Source organism: Novosphingopyxis sp. (genome assembly GCF_965218915.1).
Taxonomy (GTDB): Bacteria; Pseudomonadota; Alphaproteobacteria; order Sphingomonadales; family Sphingomonadaceae; genus Novosphingopyxis.
This window is the reverse complement of the sequence record NZ_OZ244708.1, coordinates 1283480-1297952: the sequence shown is the minus strand read 5'-3', so window position 1 is coordinate 1297952 and position 14473 is coordinate 1283480. Positions and strand designations below refer to the sequence as shown.

General features: G+C 62.4%; 22 protein-coding genes. All 22 read right to left on the bottom strand.

The genetic code is table 11. The features are described from left to right. Positions 1-5 precede the first annotated feature (5 nt). On the bottom strand, positions 6-800 hold the full coding sequence (gene rpsE, locus ACOQPC_RS05960; protein ID WP_420607724.1) for a 30S ribosomal protein S5: 795 nt from the start codon (positions 798-800) through the stop codon (positions 6-8). Then, positions 800-1153 carry a 50S ribosomal protein L18 gene (rplR, locus tag ACOQPC_RS05955; RefSeq protein ID WP_420607723.1) on the bottom strand — a complete coding sequence of 118 codons (354 nt, stop codon included), beginning with the start codon at positions 1151-1153 and terminating at the stop codon, positions 800-802. The genes rpsE and rplR overlap by 1 nt, the downstream gene beginning before the upstream one ends. Before the next feature lie 3 nt (positions 1154-1156). Further along, positions 1157-1690: a 50S ribosomal protein L6 gene (rplF, locus tag ACOQPC_RS05950; protein ID WP_420607722.1), complete on the bottom strand. Its 534-nt coding sequence runs from the start codon at positions 1688-1690 to the stop codon at positions 1157-1159. Continuing rightward, positions 1690-2094 (bottom strand): 30S ribosomal protein S8, encoded by a 405-nt coding sequence (rpsH, locus tag ACOQPC_RS05945; RefSeq protein WP_420607721.1) that lies wholly within the window; start codon positions 2092-2094, stop codon positions 1690-1692. The genes rplF and rpsH overlap by 1 nt, the downstream gene beginning before the upstream one ends. Before the next feature lie 10 nt (positions 2095-2104). Continuing rightward, on the bottom strand, positions 2105-2410 hold the full coding sequence (rpsN, locus tag ACOQPC_RS05940) for a 30S ribosomal protein S14 (protein WP_420607720.1): 306 nt from the start codon (positions 2408-2410) through the stop codon (positions 2105-2107). 120 nt (positions 2411-2530) lie between these two features. After that, positions 2531-3106: a 50S ribosomal protein L5 gene (gene rplE / locus ACOQPC_RS05935; RefSeq protein WP_420607719.1), complete on the bottom strand. Its 576-nt coding sequence runs from the start codon at positions 3104-3106 to the stop codon at positions 2531-2533. Continuing rightward, positions 3099-3419, bottom strand: a complete 321-nt coding sequence (gene rplX, locus ACOQPC_RS05930) for a 50S ribosomal protein L24 (RefSeq protein WP_420607718.1) — start codon at positions 3417-3419, stop codon at positions 3099-3101. The genes rplE and rplX overlap by 8 nt, the downstream gene beginning before the upstream one ends. Before the next feature lie 2 nt (positions 3420-3421). Next, entirely contained in the window at positions 3422-3790 is a 369-nt protein-coding gene (gene rplN / locus ACOQPC_RS05925) for a 50S ribosomal protein L14 (RefSeq protein ID WP_420607717.1), read from the bottom strand. Positions 3791-3858: 68 nt separating this feature from the next. Next, positions 3859-4155, bottom strand: coding sequence for a 30S ribosomal protein S17 (rpsQ, locus tag ACOQPC_RS05920; RefSeq protein ID WP_420607716.1), 297 nt, complete (start codon positions 4153-4155; stop codon positions 3859-3861). Between the two features lie 16 nt (positions 4156-4171). Then, positions 4172-4390 (bottom strand): 50S ribosomal protein L29, encoded by a 219-nt coding sequence (gene rpmC / locus ACOQPC_RS05915; RefSeq protein WP_420607715.1) that lies wholly within the window; start codon positions 4388-4390, stop codon positions 4172-4174. Between the two features lie 2 nt (positions 4391-4392). Further along, complete coding sequence (rplP, locus tag ACOQPC_RS05910) at positions 4393-4824, bottom strand: 50S ribosomal protein L16 (protein WP_420607714.1); 432 nt, start codon at positions 4822-4824, stop codon at positions 4393-4395. A gap of 152 nt (positions 4825-4976) precedes the next feature. Beyond that, positions 4977-5672, bottom strand: coding sequence for a 30S ribosomal protein S3 (gene rpsC, locus ACOQPC_RS05905; RefSeq protein ID WP_420607713.1), 696 nt, complete (start codon positions 5670-5672; stop codon positions 4977-4979). 2 nt (positions 5673-5674) lie between these two features. Continuing rightward, positions 5675-6055, bottom strand: coding sequence for a 50S ribosomal protein L22 (gene rplV / locus ACOQPC_RS05900; RefSeq protein WP_420607712.1), 381 nt, complete (start codon positions 6053-6055; stop codon positions 5675-5677). Beyond that, entirely contained in the window at positions 6055-6330 is a 276-nt protein-coding gene (gene rpsS, locus ACOQPC_RS05895) for a 30S ribosomal protein S19 (protein WP_420607711.1), read from the bottom strand. Before rpsS ends, rplV begins: the two co-directional genes overlap by 1 nt. Before the next feature lie 3 nt (positions 6331-6333). After that, positions 6334-7173, bottom strand: coding sequence for a 50S ribosomal protein L2 (rplB, locus tag ACOQPC_RS05890; RefSeq protein WP_420607710.1), 840 nt, complete (start codon positions 7171-7173; stop codon positions 6334-6336). A gap of 1 nt (position 7174) precedes the next feature. Next, positions 7175-7492 (bottom strand): 50S ribosomal protein L23, encoded by a 318-nt coding sequence (locus tag ACOQPC_RS05885; RefSeq protein ID WP_420607709.1) that lies wholly within the window; start codon positions 7490-7492, stop codon positions 7175-7177. After that, positions 7492-8136, bottom strand: coding sequence for a 50S ribosomal protein L4 (rplD, locus tag ACOQPC_RS05880; RefSeq protein WP_420607708.1), 645 nt, complete (start codon positions 8134-8136; stop codon positions 7492-7494). The genes ACOQPC_RS05885 and rplD overlap by 1 nt, the downstream gene beginning before the upstream one ends. 3 nt (positions 8137-8139) lie before the next feature. Further along, positions 8140-9039 (bottom strand): 50S ribosomal protein L3, encoded by a 900-nt coding sequence (gene rplC, locus ACOQPC_RS05875; RefSeq protein WP_420608081.1) that lies wholly within the window; start codon positions 9037-9039, stop codon positions 8140-8142. A 405-nt stretch (positions 9040-9444) separates the two neighbouring features. Further along, the gene (gene rpsJ / locus ACOQPC_RS05870; RefSeq protein ID WP_022672862.1) at positions 9445-9756 is read right to left on the bottom strand and encodes a 30S ribosomal protein S10; all 312 of its coding nucleotides are present in this window, start codon (positions 9754-9756) and stop codon (positions 9445-9447) included. Positions 9757-9993: 237 nt separating this feature from the next. Beyond that, entirely contained in the window at positions 9994-11184 is a 1191-nt protein-coding gene (gene tuf, locus ACOQPC_RS05865) for an elongation factor Tu (protein WP_420607707.1), read from the bottom strand. A 171-nt stretch (positions 11185-11355) separates the two neighbouring features. After that, positions 11356-13428, bottom strand: a complete 2073-nt coding sequence (gene fusA / locus ACOQPC_RS05860) for an elongation factor G (RefSeq protein ID WP_420607706.1) — start codon at positions 13426-13428, stop codon at positions 11356-11358. A 534-nt stretch (positions 13429-13962) separates the two neighbouring features. Continuing rightward, positions 13963-14433: a 30S ribosomal protein S7 gene (rpsG, locus tag ACOQPC_RS05855; RefSeq protein ID WP_420607705.1), complete on the bottom strand. Its 471-nt coding sequence runs from the start codon at positions 14431-14433 to the stop codon at positions 13963-13965. Positions 14434-14473 lie beyond the last annotated feature (40 nt).

Here is a 14473-nt window from a genome sequence, read left to right as displayed (position 1 = left end):
GTCGTTTACTCCACAACCGCCGCGGCTTCCGCCTCGGCCGTCTGCTGATCGTGACCGCCGCGACCCAGCAGATCGACGATCTTCTTGCCCCGGCGTGCGGCCACGGACTTCGGACTGGTCTGATCGGTCAGCGCCTCGAAGGTTGCCCGGATCATATTATAGGGGTTGGAAGTGCCGACCGACTTGGTCACCACATCGGCCACGCCCAAGCTTTCGAAGATGGCGCGCATCGGGCCACCGGCGATGATGCCGGTTCCGGCGGGTGCCGTGCGGATTTTCACCTTGCCCGCGCCGAAACGCCCAACGCCGTCATGGTGCAGCGTGCGGCCATCCTTCAGCGGCACGCGGACCATGGCCTTCTTGGCCGCCGCGGTCGCCTTGTTGATGGCTTCCGGCACTTCGCGCGCCTTGCCGTGGCCGAAGCCGACACGGCCCTGGCCGTCGCCGACCACCACCAGCGCGGCGAAGCCGAAGCGCTTGCCGCCCTTCACCGTCTTCGAAACGCGGTTGATGTGGACGAGCTTCTCGATCAGCTCCTCGCCGCCGTCGTCGTTACGACCGCCGCGTCCACCGCGATTGTTGTCGCGGCCGCCACGGCCACCGCCGCGATTGTCGCGACCGCCACCACCGCCGCCCCGTCCGGGACCACGACCGCGCGCGCCCTGGCGCCCGGTATCGTTGCGGGTGTTCTCGATCGTCTGCTGGCTCGCCTTGGGGTCGAGGATCGCCTCGGGCTGGTTGCCCTCGCCGGTCGTACCCGGCTTGGCAGCGCCTTCGTTGGGTTGTTCGTCAGCCATCATTAAAACTCCAGTCCGCCTTCGCGCGCGGCATCCGCCAGCGCCTTGACCCGGCCATGAAAGAGAAAGCCGCCGCGATCGAACACGACGTCGGTCACGCCGGCCTTCTTAGCCGCCTCGGCCACGCGCTTGCCGACTTCGGCGGCGCCTTCGGAGGTCGCGGCGTTCTTGCCGTTGGCGCCCTTGTCTAGCGACGAGGCGGCGGCAAGCGTCTTGCCTTCCTTGTCGTCGATGACCTGCGCATAGATATGTTGGCCGGTGCGATGGATGGTGAGACGCGGACGGGTAAGCCCCTGCTTGCGCAGCTTTGCACGGACCCGGGCCCGGCGGCGTTCGAAAAGAGACATTTTGGCCATGGCTTACTTCTTCTTGCCTTCTTTGCGAAAGATATACTCGCCGCGATATTTCACGCCCTTGCCCTTGTAAGGCTCCGGCTTGCGCCAGCGGCGGATTTCGGCGGCAACCTGCCCGACCTGCTGTTTGTCGATGCCGGAAATCTCGACCGTGGTCTGATCCGGCGTCTTGATATCGATGCCGTCGGGGATGGCGAAATCGACGTCATGGCTGAAGCCGAGCTGCAGCTTCAGGGTCTTGCCCTGCACGTTCGCGCGGTAGCCGACGCCGTTGATCTCGAGCACCTTGGAGAAGCCCTCGGTCACGCCATCGACCAGGTTCTGCACCTGCGTGCGCTGCATGCCCCAGAAGGAGCGCGCGCGCTTGGTCTGGTTATTAGGCGTGAGCGCGACTTCATTGTCGTTGAGGTCATATTTCACCTCGTCGAGCGTCGGCATGGAAAGCTCGCCCTTCGGCCCTTTGACCGAAAGGACACCGCTGTCCATCTTCGCCGTCACGCCCGAAGGCAGTGCGACCGGTTTCTTACCGATGCGGCTCATCAGAATACCTCCGCGAGAACCTCGCCGCCGACATTCTGTTCGCGCGCTTCCGCGTCGGACAGAACGCCCTTGGGCGTCGAGACGATGGTGATGCCCAGGCCATTGCGGACCCGCGGCAGTTCCTGGCTGCCGGAATAAACGCGGCGGCCGGGCTTGGAGACGCGCGCGACATGCTGGATCGCGGGCTGTCCCTCGAAATATTTCAGCTCGATGCGAATGCCTTCGTGCTGGCTGCGACGGCCGATATTTTCGGCCGTGTAGCCGCGGATATAGCCTTCGCGCTGGAGCACGTCGAGCACCCGCTGGCGCAGCTTGGAGGACGGCGAGATCACGCTGTCCATCTTCGCTTGCTGGCCGTTGCGGATACGGGTGAGCATATCGCCCAGGGGATCGGTCATTGCCATGATCTATTCCTTACCAGCTCGACTTGGTCACGCCGGGGATCAGGCCCTTGTTGGCCAGATCGCGCAGCTGAATGCGGCAGAGCCGGAACTTGCGGTAATAGGCGCGGGGACGGCCGGTCGTCTCGCAGCGGTTGCGCACGCGGGTAGGATTCCCGTTGCGCGGAATTTCCGCCATCTTGAGACGCGCGATCAGACGCTCGCCATCGTCGAGCGACTTGTCGTTCGCCTGCGCCTTGAGCTTCGCATACTGGCCGGCGAATTTCTTCACCATGCGCTTGCGCCGCTCGTTCTTGTTGATGGAACTCAGTTTCGCCATGGGACTTAAGCTCTCTTTCTTCCTTCGATTCGTCATCCCAGCGAAAGCTGGGATCTCCGTCGTTACGGCGGTTCTTGGCCGCCCTGGATTCCAGCTTCCGCTGGAATGACGATGGTTTAGCTACGCAGCTTCTTTCTGCTCTTCATCCTGCGGGAACGGGAAGCCGAACAGTTTCAGCATCTCGCGCGCTTCGTCGTCGGTCTGCGCCGACGTCGTCACGATCACGTCCATTCCGCGCACCTGGTCGATCTGGTCGTAGCTGATCTCGGGGAACACGATCTGCTCCTTCAGACCCATGGCGAAATTGCCGCGGCCATCGAAGCTCTTCGGGTTCAGGCCGCGAAAATCCCGTACACGGGGCATCGCGACCGTGATCAGCCGATCGAGAAATTCGTACATGCGCTCGCGGCGTAGGGTGACCTTCACACCGATCGGCATGCCCTCGCGCAGCTTGAACTGCGCGATCGACTTCTTCGCCATGGTGATGACCGGCTTCTGGCCGGCGATCAACTGCATTTCCTCGAGCGCGCTCTGGACCTTCTTCTTGTCCTGCGAACCCTCGCCGACGCCCATGTTGATCGTGATCTTCTCGATCTTGGGCACGGCGAAACGGTTGGCGTAACCGAACTTCTCGGTCAGCGCCTTGACGATTTCCTCGTCATATTGCGTGCGGAGGCGCGGCGTATAATCAGCCATCGATAGTCTCCCCGGATTTCACGGCGACGCGAACGCGCTTGCCGTCCTTTTCCTCGAAACGAACGCGGGTCGGCTTGCCGTCCTTGGGGTCGGCGAGCGCCACGTTCGACATGTGCAGGGGCGCCGGCTTGCGGTCGATGCCGCCCTGCGGGTTCTCCTGCGTCGGCTTGCGGTGCTTGGCATGAACGTTGATGCCGTCGACGAGCAGCTTGCCGTCCTTGGGCATGACCTGCGTCACCTCGCCCGTCCGGCCCTTGTCCTTGCCCGCCAGCACCACGACCTTGTCGCCCTTCTTGATCTTGGCCATTCCCATGGTCAGAGTACCTCCGGAGCCAGCGAGATGATCTTCATGTGGCGCTTGGCGCGCAGTTCGCGAACCACCGGGCCGAAGATACGCGTACCGATCGGCTCCTGGTTGTTGTTGACCAGCACCGCGGCATTGCCGTCGAAGCGGATCACCGAACCGTCGGAACGGCGCACATCCTTGCGGGTGCGCACGATGACGGCGCGATGAACGTCGCCCTTCTTCACGCGGCCGCGCGGGGCGGCTTCCTTCACCGACACCACGATGATGTCGCCGACGCTCGCGGTACGGCGCTTCGACCCACCCAGCACCTTGATGCACTGGACGCGCTTGGCGCCGCTGTTGTCCGCGACGTCTAGAGTGGATTGCATCTGGATCATGGATCCGCTTCCTTCTTCCTGGCTTGCCGGGACGGGCCCGGTAGTTCCTGATTATCTGTCGATCGAACTCAGGCTTCCGCCGGCTCGACCACTTCGTTCACCGCGGCCGGCGCATCGGCTTCCGCGCGGCCACCGACCTGCTCGAGCACGCGCCAGGTCTTGTTCTTGGAGATCGGCTTGGTCTCCTCGATCCGAACCACCTCGCCCGTGCGGAACTTGTTGTCCTCGTCATGGGCGGAGTATTTCTTCGAACGGCGGATAATCTTGCCGTAGAGCGGGTGCTTGACCTTCCGCTCGACGAGCACGACGACCGTCTTGTCCATCTTGTCCGACACGATCGTGCCGGTGAGTACGCGCTTGGGCATATTCTTCTATCCTTCCTCAGGCGCTTTTTTCAGCAGACGCTTTGGTCACACGCTCGGTCTGAAGCGTCTTGATGCGCGCGATCGAGCGGCGCACTTCGCGCACACGCGCGGGCTTTTCCATCTGGCCGGTGGCGGACTGGAAGCGCAGGTTGAACTGCTCCTTCTTGAGCTGGCCGAGCTCGGTCTGCAGCTCGTCGTCGCTCTTGGCGCGGAAATCTTCGACAATCTTGCTCATGGTCAGCCTTTCAGGTGCGATTCGTCGCCAAGCCGCGCGACCACCTTGGTCTTGATCGGCAGCTTCATCGCTGCGCGTTCGAACGCTTCGGCGGCGAGCGGGCCGGCCACGCCGTCCAGTTCGAACAGGATGCGGCCGGGTTTCACGCGGGCAGCCCAATATTCGACCGAACCCTTGCCCTTGCCCTGACGGACCTCGGCAGGTTTCTTCGACACCGGAACGTCCGGGAAGATGCGAATCCACAAACGCCCCTGGCGCTTGATATGACGCGTGATCGCACGGCGAGCCGCCTCGATCTGACGCGCGGTGATCCGCTCGGGCTCCATCGCCTTCAGCCCATAGGAACCGAAATTCAAGGTAGAGCCGCCCGGCGCCTTGCCCTTGATCCGGCCCTTGAAGGCCTTGCGATACTTCATTTTCTTCGGTTGCAGCATGGTTTTATCCTTGAAGAACTCTCTTTTCCGTCATCCCGGGCTTGATCCGGGATCCAGGGCCGCATGGGAGTGCCCTGTCGCTTTGGACTCCGGATCAAGTCCGGAGCGACGATGAAACGAGATTGTCTCCTATACCTTTCCAGTTACTGACCTCAACGAGCCGGGCGGACACCGGAGGTCTGAGCCTCCATCATCAACCGATCGGTCGCCATCGGATCATGGGCCATAATCTCGCCTTTGAAGATCCACACCTTGATGCCGATGATGCCATAAGCGGTCAGCGCCTCGGCCTCGGCATAGTCGACGTTGGCGCGCAGCGTGTGCAGCGGCACGCGGCCTTCGCGATACCATTCGGTGCGCGCGATCTCGGCGCCGCCGAGACGGCCGGCGCAGACGATCTTGATACCTTCGGCACCCAGGCGCAGCGCGGACTGCACGGCGCGCTTCATCGCGCGGCGGAAAGCGATGCGCCGGATCAACTGATCGGCCACGCCCTGCGCGACGAGCTTGGAATCGACTTCCGGCTTGCGGATTTCGACGATGTTGAGCGACACGTCGCTCTTGGTCATGTCGCCGAGCGCGCGGCGCAGCTTCTCGATGTCCGCGCCTTTCTTGCCGATGATCACGCCGGGGCGGGCGGCGTAGACCGACACGCGGCACAGTTTGGCCGGGCGCTCGATCACGACCTTGGAAATCGCGGCCTGCGGTACCGTCGCCATGATGTGCTGGCGAATCTTGAGATCCTCCATGAGGAGACGACCATAATCGTCGCCCTCGGCGTACCAGCGGCTGTCCCAGGTGCGGTTGATCTGGAGGCGCAGGCCGATCGGATTGCTCTTGTGACCCATGATTAGGCCTCCTCTTCCTGCTCGCGCACCACGATGCGGATGCGGCTGAACGGTTTGATGATCTGGCTGGCGCGGCCGCGGGCACGGGCCCGGAAGCGCTTCATACGGATCGACTTGCCGACGCTGGCTTCCGCCACGACCAGCGCGTCGACATCCAGATTGTGATTGTTCTCGGCATTGGCGATCGCGGAAGCGAGCACCTTGCGCACGTCCTCGGCCATCGCCTTCTTGGAGAATTGCAGCACGTTCATCGCATCCTCGACGCGGCGACCACGGATGAGGCCGGCGACGAGGTTGAGCTTCTGCGGCGAACCCTTGACCATCGTGCCGACGGCCAGCGCTTCGTTCTCCTCGACGCGGCGGGGGTTCTTGACCTGTCCCATCAGCGCTTGCCCTTCTTGTCGGCGCCGTGACCGTGGAAGGTCCGCGTCGGTGCGAATTCGCCCAGCTTGTGGCCGACCATGTCCTCGTTGACGGACACGGGGATGAACTTCATGCCGTTGTAAACGGTAAAGGTCAGGCCGACGAACTGCGGCAATATGGTGGACCGGCGCGACCAGGTCTTGATCGGCGTGCGGCTGGATTTTTCCTGCGCGTCCTCGGCCTTCTTCAGAAGGTAGAGATCGACGAACGGGCCTTTCCAAACGGAACGTGCCATGGATTACCTCTTCTTCTTCGCATGACGCGAACGGACGATCATCTTGTCCGACGCCTTTTTCTTGTCACGGGTGCGCGCACCCTTGGTCGGCTTGCCCCACGGCGTGACCGGATGGCGGCCGCCCGAGGTCCGGCCTTCACCGCCGCCATGCGGATGATCGACCGGGTTCTTGGCGACGCCGCGGGTCAGCGGGCGCTTGCCGCGCCAGCGGTTGCGACCGGCCTTGGCGAGCGTGGTGTTCGAATTGTCCGGGTTGGACACGGCGCCCACGGTGCCCATGCAGGTGCCGTGAATGTAGCGCTGCTCGCCCGAATTCAGCCGCATCAGCACCATGCCGCGGTCGCGGCCGACGAGCTGCGCATAAGTGCCCGCCGATCGTGCGATCTGACCGCCCTTGCCCGGCTTCATCTCGATATTGTGGCAGATCGTGCCGACCGGCATCTGACCGAGCAGCATCGCGTTGCCCGGCTGAGTATCGGTCTTTTCGCCGGCGACGATGGTATCGCCGACGTTAAGACGCTGCGGCGCGAGGATATAGGCCAGCTCGCCATCGGCATATTTGACGAGCGCGATGAAAGCCGACCGGTTGGGATCATATTCCAGACGCTCGACGGTGGCTTCCACGTCCCATTTGCGACGCTTGAAATCGACCACGCGATATTTCTGCTTGTGGCCGCCGCCGATGCCGCGCGAAGTGACATGGCCCTTGTTGTTGCGGCCACCGGTCTTCTTCTTGCCCTCGGTCAGCGCCTTGACCGGACCGCCCTTGTGCAGGCCCTTCCGGTCGACGAGCACCAGACCGCGGCGGGCCGGGCTGGTCGGTTTATAGCTTTTCAACGCCATTTCAGACTCCCGTGGTCACGTCGATCGACTGGCCTTCGGCCAAAGTCACAACGGCCTTCTTGACGTCCGAACGGCGGTAAGGCTGGCCTTTCCAGCGCTTGGTCTTGCCCTTCTGGACCATCGTGTTCACGCGCAGCACCTTAACGTCGAACAGCGCTTCCACCGCCGCCTTGATCTGCGGCTTGGTGGAGGTGCCCGCGACCTTGAAGACCACAGCGTTGTTTTCCGACAGAAGCGTCGACTTCTCGGTGATGTGCGGGGCGACGATCACGTCGTAATGACGCGTGTCGATCTCGCCCTTTGCCTTGGCCTTAGCCATTATTCAGCCCCTCCCGGGAGGGCGAAACGCGCCTCCAGCTTCTCGACCCCGGCGCGGGTCAGTACCAGCGTCTCGGCCCTCAGGATGTCGTACACATTGGCGCCGACCGCGGGCATCACGTCGATGCCGAACAGGTTCGCCGATGCCTTCTTGAAGCCCGCGTCCACGCTCTCGCCGTCGATCACCAGCACGCGCTTGCCGAAGCCGAGCCCCGCGGCCTGCTTCTTGAGCGCCTTGGTCTTGACGTCCTGCAGTTCCAGCGTGTCGAGCACGATGATCTTGTCGGCCTTGGCCTTGTCGCTCAGCGCCATTTTCAGGCCCATCGCGCGCACTTTCTTGTTGAGCGACGGGTTGAAGTCACGCAGGCGCGCACCGTGGGCCTTGCCGCCGCCGATGAAGATCGGGGCCGCTCGGTCGCCGTGCCGGGCGGTGCCGCCACCCTTCTGCTTGCCGAACTTCTTGCCGGTACGGGCGACGTCGCTGCGCTCGCGCGTCGGGCGAGCCGTGGCCCGTGCCTTTTCGCGCTGCCAGGTGACGACGCGGTGTAGGATATCGGCGCGCGGCTCGAGCCCGAACACATCGTCCGAGAGCTCGATATCGGCGCCGGCCTTTTTGCCGTCGAGGGTCTGAACCTTTAGCTTCATGGCTTAGCCCTCCTTGTCTTCGCCATCGACAGGCTTGTCGCTGTCGGTGGGCTGGTTTTCGACTTTTTCGGCATCGAGTTCGGCCTGCTCCTGCAGCTTCTGGCTCGTTTCCATTTCGGCAGCCGCCGCCGCGATTTCGGCGTCGGTAGGGCCAGCCGCCCGCTCATGCGCCGCAGCGCTTTCGATCATGCCCGCGCCCGCCTCTTCATGGGTGCGCTCGTCGGCATTGCGCTTCATCGCGCCGGGAAACGGAAGCCCCTCGGGCATCGGCACCTTGACCGAATCCTTGACGATCAGCCAACCGCCCTTCGAACCCGGCACCGAGCCGCGTACGAAGATAAGGCCGCGCTCGCTGTCGGTGCGGACGATCTCGAGATTCTGCTGGGTGCGGAGACGGTCACCCATATGGCCGGCCATCTTCTTGTTCTTGAAAACCTTGCCCGGATCCTGGCGGTTGCCGGTGGAACCGTGCGAACGGTGCGAAAGCGACACGCCGTGCGTGGCGCGCAGGCCGCCGAAACCGTGGCGCTTCATGGCACCGGCAAAACCCTTGCCCTGCGTGCGGCCCTGAATGTCGACCATTTGGCCGGCGACGAAATGATCCGCCGTCACGGTCGCGCCGACCGGCAGCAAACCGTCCTCGCCGTCGACGCGGAATTCCACGACACGGGCCTTGGGCGTCACTTCGGCCTTGGCGAACTGCTCGCGCTGCGGCTTGGCGACGTTCTTCGCCTTGCGCTCGCCCGCGCCGAGGGCGACGGCATAATAGCCGTCCCGCTCTTCGCGGCGCTCGCCGACGACCTGACAATTTTCCAGCGACAAGACGGTGACCGGCACATGCTGGCCGTCCTCTTGGAAGAGGCGGGTCATTCCCATCTTTTTCGCGATCACGCCAGTGCGCATGATCATGCTCCTTCAAACAGAGGCCTGCCGGGACCATTCCCGAAAGGCATGCGGACCAGCCGAACCATGTCGACGAGCCCTGTTCAGCCCAAATTTTTCGTAACGTCGCCCCGTCCGGGCTGATTGCTCCACCGCGCGCGGAAGCGCCGTGAAGCGGGACGGGGGACGCGGACCCGGACAGTGCCGGCGGTATCCCAAGATCGAAATGGCTTCGCCTTTTCGGTCGTCGCCCCGGAGCTGATCCGGGGCCTCGTTCGGTCGAGAGCCAGGCTCTCGGAAATTCATCAGGAAAGCCGGAGCTCTCCAATTTTTCGTCATTCCAGCGAAAGCTGGAATCTCATCGCGCAACGCTGAGCGATGACGATGGCGACCCCGGATCAAGTCCGGGGCTCACGGCAAATTGGCTTAAGCCAATTTGATTTCCACATTCACACCGGCGGCCAGATCGAGCTTCATCAGCGCGTCGACCGTTTGCGGCGTGGGCTGCACGATATCGAGCAGCCGCTTGTAGGTGCGAACCTCGAATTGCTCGCGCGACTTCTTGTCGACATGCGGGCCGCGGTTGACCGTGAACTTCTCGATCCGCGTCGGCAGCGGAATGGGGCCACGGATCAGCGCGCCGGTGCGCCGCGCAGTATCGGCGATGTCGCCCGTCGCCTGATCGAGCACACGGTGATCAAAGGCCTTGAGGCGAATGCGAATATTCTGCGTTTCCATAACGTCCAAACACTACCGATGCGAAAGAGCCCGCCTACGCTGAAGCTTCGGCGGGCAAGCCCACCTGACCCCGGACGTAGGCACTTGAAACCTACTCGTTAAAGCCTTGTCCGCCGTAGCTCCGGAGGAGCGAAGGAGGAAAAAACAAACCGCCCCGAAAATCCCTTGGGAAAAGCCGGGGCGGCTTAAAATAGCGAGCCGCCCGAATCAGTGAGCCGGGCGGCTGCGCGTCTCCTATTATACCTTGATGGTGCTGACAACCCCTGCGCCGACCGTACGGCCGCCTTCACGGATTGCGAACCGCAGACCTTCGTCCATGGCGATCGGGGCGATCAGCTTGACGCCGATCGTCACGTTGTCGCCCGGCATGACCATCTCGGTGCCCTCGGGGAGGATGACTTCGCCGGTCACGTCGGTGGTGCGGAAGTAGAACTGCGGACGATAATTGGCGAAGAACGGCGTGTGACGGCCACCTTCGTCTTTCGACAGCACATAGACCTCGGCATCGAACTCGGTGTGCGGCGTGATCGAACCGGGCTTGGCCAGAACCTGGCCGCGCTCGACATCGTCACGCGCGGTGCCGCGCAGCAACGCACCGATATTGTCACCGGCTTCGCCGCGATCGAGCAGCTTGCGGAACATTTCCACGCCGGTCACGATGGTCTTGACCGTATCCTTGATACCCACGATCGAAACTTCGTCGCCGACATTCACGACGCCGGTCTCGACGCGGCCTGTGACCACGGTGCCACGGCCCGAGATCGAGAACACGTCCTCGATCGGCATCAGGAAGTCCTTGTCGACCGGACGGTCGGGCTTCGGGATGTAGCTGTCGACCGCATCCATCAGCTCGATGATCTTGTCCTTGCCGATATTGTCGTCGCGCCCTTCGAGCGCGGCAAGCGCCGAACCGGCGATGATCGGAATGTCGTCGCCCGGGAATTCGTAGCTGGAGAGCAGCTCGCGGATTTCCAGCTCGACCAGCTCGAGCAGCTCTTCGTCGTCGACCTGGTCGACCTTGTTCATGAACACGACCATCGCCGGCACGCCGACCTGTTTGGCGAGCAGGATATGCTCGCGGGTCTGCGGCATCGGCCCGTCAGCAGCGTTCACCACCAGGATCGCGCCGTCCATCTGGGCGGCACCGGTGATCATGTTCTTCACATAATCGGCATGGCCCGGGCAATCGACGTGCGCATAATGACGCTCGCCGGTTTCATATTCGACGTGCGCCGTCGAGATGGTGATGCCGCGCTCGCGCTCTTCGGGAGCCTTGTCGATGTTCGCAAAGTCAACGGCCGCGCCGCCGTTGATCTCAGCCATCACCTTGGTGATCGCCGCGGTCAGCGTGGTCTTGCCATGATCGACGTGGCCGATGGTGCCGACGTTCACATGCGGCTTGTTCCGCTCGAATTTTGCTTTTGCCATTTTACCCTACCTTCTTCTGCAATGTCATCTGCCGGGCCGTAAAGCGCCGCGCATTGGCGACCCTCTGAACCCAAGTCAACAGTCTTAAACTCGGCTGCGCGCCCTCCAGGCAACGGTTCGTAGAACCAGCTGCCGAGCGCGAAAGCGTGCCCGATAGCTTATCCGGACGCCTTAGGCCAGCTTCTCTTTCACCTCGTCGGCAACATTCTGCGGCACTTCCTCATAATGAGAGAATTGCATGCTGTACTGTGCGCGTCCTTGGGAGAACGAACGAAGCTGGTTAACGTATCCGAACATATTCGCGAGCGGCACCATCGCTTCCACCGCCTGCGCGATACCACGCACTTCGGTGCCCTGAATCTGCCCACGCCGCGAGTTGAGATCGCCGATCACGTCGCCGAGATATTCCTCCGGCGTGATAACCTCGACCTTCATCACCGGCTCGAGCAGCTTGATGCCCGATTTCTGCGCCACTTCGCGCATCGCGCCGCGCGCACAGATTTCGAACGCCAGCGCCGAGGAATCGACGTCGTGATACTGGCCGTCGATCAGGCGGATGTCGAAATCGATGATCGGGAAGCCGATCATCGAACCGGTCTCGGCGGTTTCGCGCATGCCCTTCTCGACCGATGGGATATATTCCTTGGGAATATTACCGCCCTTGACCTCATCGATGAAGTTGATGCCCTGGCCGCGCTCGCCCGGGGTGACCACCACCTTGACGCGGCCGAACTGGCCGGAGCCGCCCGACTGCTTTTTGTGGGTGTAATCGACCTCGACCTCGCGCTTCAGGCTCTCGCGATACGCCACCTGCGGCGCGCCGACATTGGCCTCGACCTTGAATTCGCGCTTCATGCGATCGACCAGGATGTCGAGGTGAAGCTCCCCCATGCCCTTGATGATCGTCTGACCCGATTCGTGATCGGTCGAAACGCGGAAGCTAGGATCCTCGGCGGCGAGCCGGTTGAGCGCAACGCCCATCTTCTCCTGATCGGCCTTGGTCTTGGGCTCCACCGAAAGCTCTATCACCGGATCGGGGAATTCCATCCGCTCCAGAATGATAGGCTTGTTCGATGCGCACAGCGTGTCGCCGGTGGTGGTCTCCTTGAGGCCCGCGATGGCGACGATGTCGCCGGCATAGGCTGCGTCGATATCCTCGCGGTTGTTCGCGTGCATCAGCAGCATGCGGCCGATCTTTTCCTTCTTGTCCTTGACGGAGTTGAGCACGGTGCCCTTCTCCAGCACGCCGGAATAGATGCGCGCAAAGGTCAGCGTGCCCACGAACGGATCGTTCATGATCTTGAACGCCAGCGCGCTGAACGGCGCCTCGTCGCTCGACGCGCGGCTGTCCTCGGTGTCGGTATCGGGCAACACGCCCTTGATCGCCGGCACGTCGAGCGGGCTCGGCAGATAGTCGACCACCGCGTCGAGCAGCGGCTGCACGCCCTTGTTCTTGAACGCAGAGCCGCACAGCACTGGCACGAACGCCTGCGCCAGCGTGCCCTTGCGGATCAGCGCCTTCAGCGTATCGGCGTCGGGCTCGTTGCCCTCCAGATAGGCTTCCATCGCATCGTCGTCCTGCTCGACGGCGAGTTCGATCAGGCGTTCGCGATATTCGGCGGCCTTTTCCTTCAGGTCGTCCGGAATATCGATATATTCGAATTCCGCGCCGAGGTCCTCGTCCTTCCAGACGATGCCGCGGTTGTGAACGAGATCGACGAGGCCCTTGAGCTCGGCCTCGATGCCGATCGGGATATAGAGCACGGCCGGCTTGGCGCCCAGCCGATCGATGATCGACTGCACGCAGAATTCGAAGTTCGCGCCCGTACGGTCGAGCTTGTTGATGAAGCACATGCGCGGCACTTTATACTTGTCCGCCTGGCGCCACACCGTCTCGGACTGCGGCTCAACGCCGGCCACGCCGTCGAAGCACGCAACCGCTCCATCGAGTACGCGCAAGCTGCGCTCGACCTCGATCGTGAAATCGACGTGCCCCGGGGTGTCGATAATGTTGATGCGATGATCGTTCCAAAAACAGGTGGTCGCGGCGGACGTGATCGTGATGCCGCGCTCCTGCTCCTGCTCCATCCAGTCCATCGTCGCGGCGCCGTCATGGACTTCGCCGATCTTGTACGATTTGCCGGTGTAGAACAGGATCCGCTCGGTGGTCGTGGTCTTGCCGGCGTCGATATGCGCCATGATGCCGATATTGCGGTATTTTTCGAGCGGATAGTCGCGGGCCATGATGGCTACTCCAGGGGATGTCTGATTGGGGTGTCGAGTGTTGGTGTTCGATTTCGGGGGCGATATAGGAAGAGGGGCCGGTCTTGGCCAGCCCCTCTCCCGCTTGATTCTAATCATCTCTCCCATCGGGAGAGAAAGACTTGGCTTGGCAGCTTGCCGCCTAGCCAAGTCTTGTAAGGGCTCTGGGACAAGTGACCCTCACCTACTGCGACTAGGCGGCAAGCCGCCAAATCTCGTTGCCCTCTCCCGGCGGGAGAGGGCTAAAATGTTGGCGATTATGTACTTTGCAAACCCGTTTCCTTTTTCGTCACCCCAGCGAAAGCTGGGGTCTCGGGCGGGATCGCCAAAGGCCTGAGATGCCAGCTTTCCGGGTCCCAACAAAGTAGTACTTTGTTGGGTGCCCTTTCCGGGTCCCAACAAAGTACTACTTTGTTGGGTGCCCTTTCGCCGGCATGACGGACAAAGAAAGGCGGAGCCATGCCGTTTCTGAATTTCCATCCGACAGGGTTTGCAAGGTACATAATCGCCAAAATGTTACCAGCGATAGTGTGAGAAGGCGCGGTTGGCTTCGGCCATCCGATGCGTGTCCTCGCGCTTCTTCACCGCATTGCCGCGGTTGTTGGCGGCGTCCATCAGCTCGCCGGACAGGCGGGCGGCCATGGTAGTCTCGCTGCGGCCGCGCGCGGCCGAGATCAGCCAGCGAATGGCCAGCGCCTGGGCGCGCTCGGGACGCACCTCGACGGGAACCTGATAGGTGGCACCGCCGACGCGGCGGCTGCGAACCTCGATGCCGGGCTTGATGTTGTTCAATGCATCGTGGAACATCTGGATCGGATCGCTCTTGGCGCGCGCCTCGACGGTATCGAGAGCGCCATAGACGATGCGTTCGGCGGCGGATTTCTTGCCGTCGTACATCAGGTTGTTCATGAATTTGGAAAGGACCACATCCCCGAACTTCGGGTCGGGAAGGATCTCGCGCTTTTCGGGGCGACGACGACGTGACATGTGGAATTACTCCTGATCTCTGGCTCGTCATCCCCGCGAA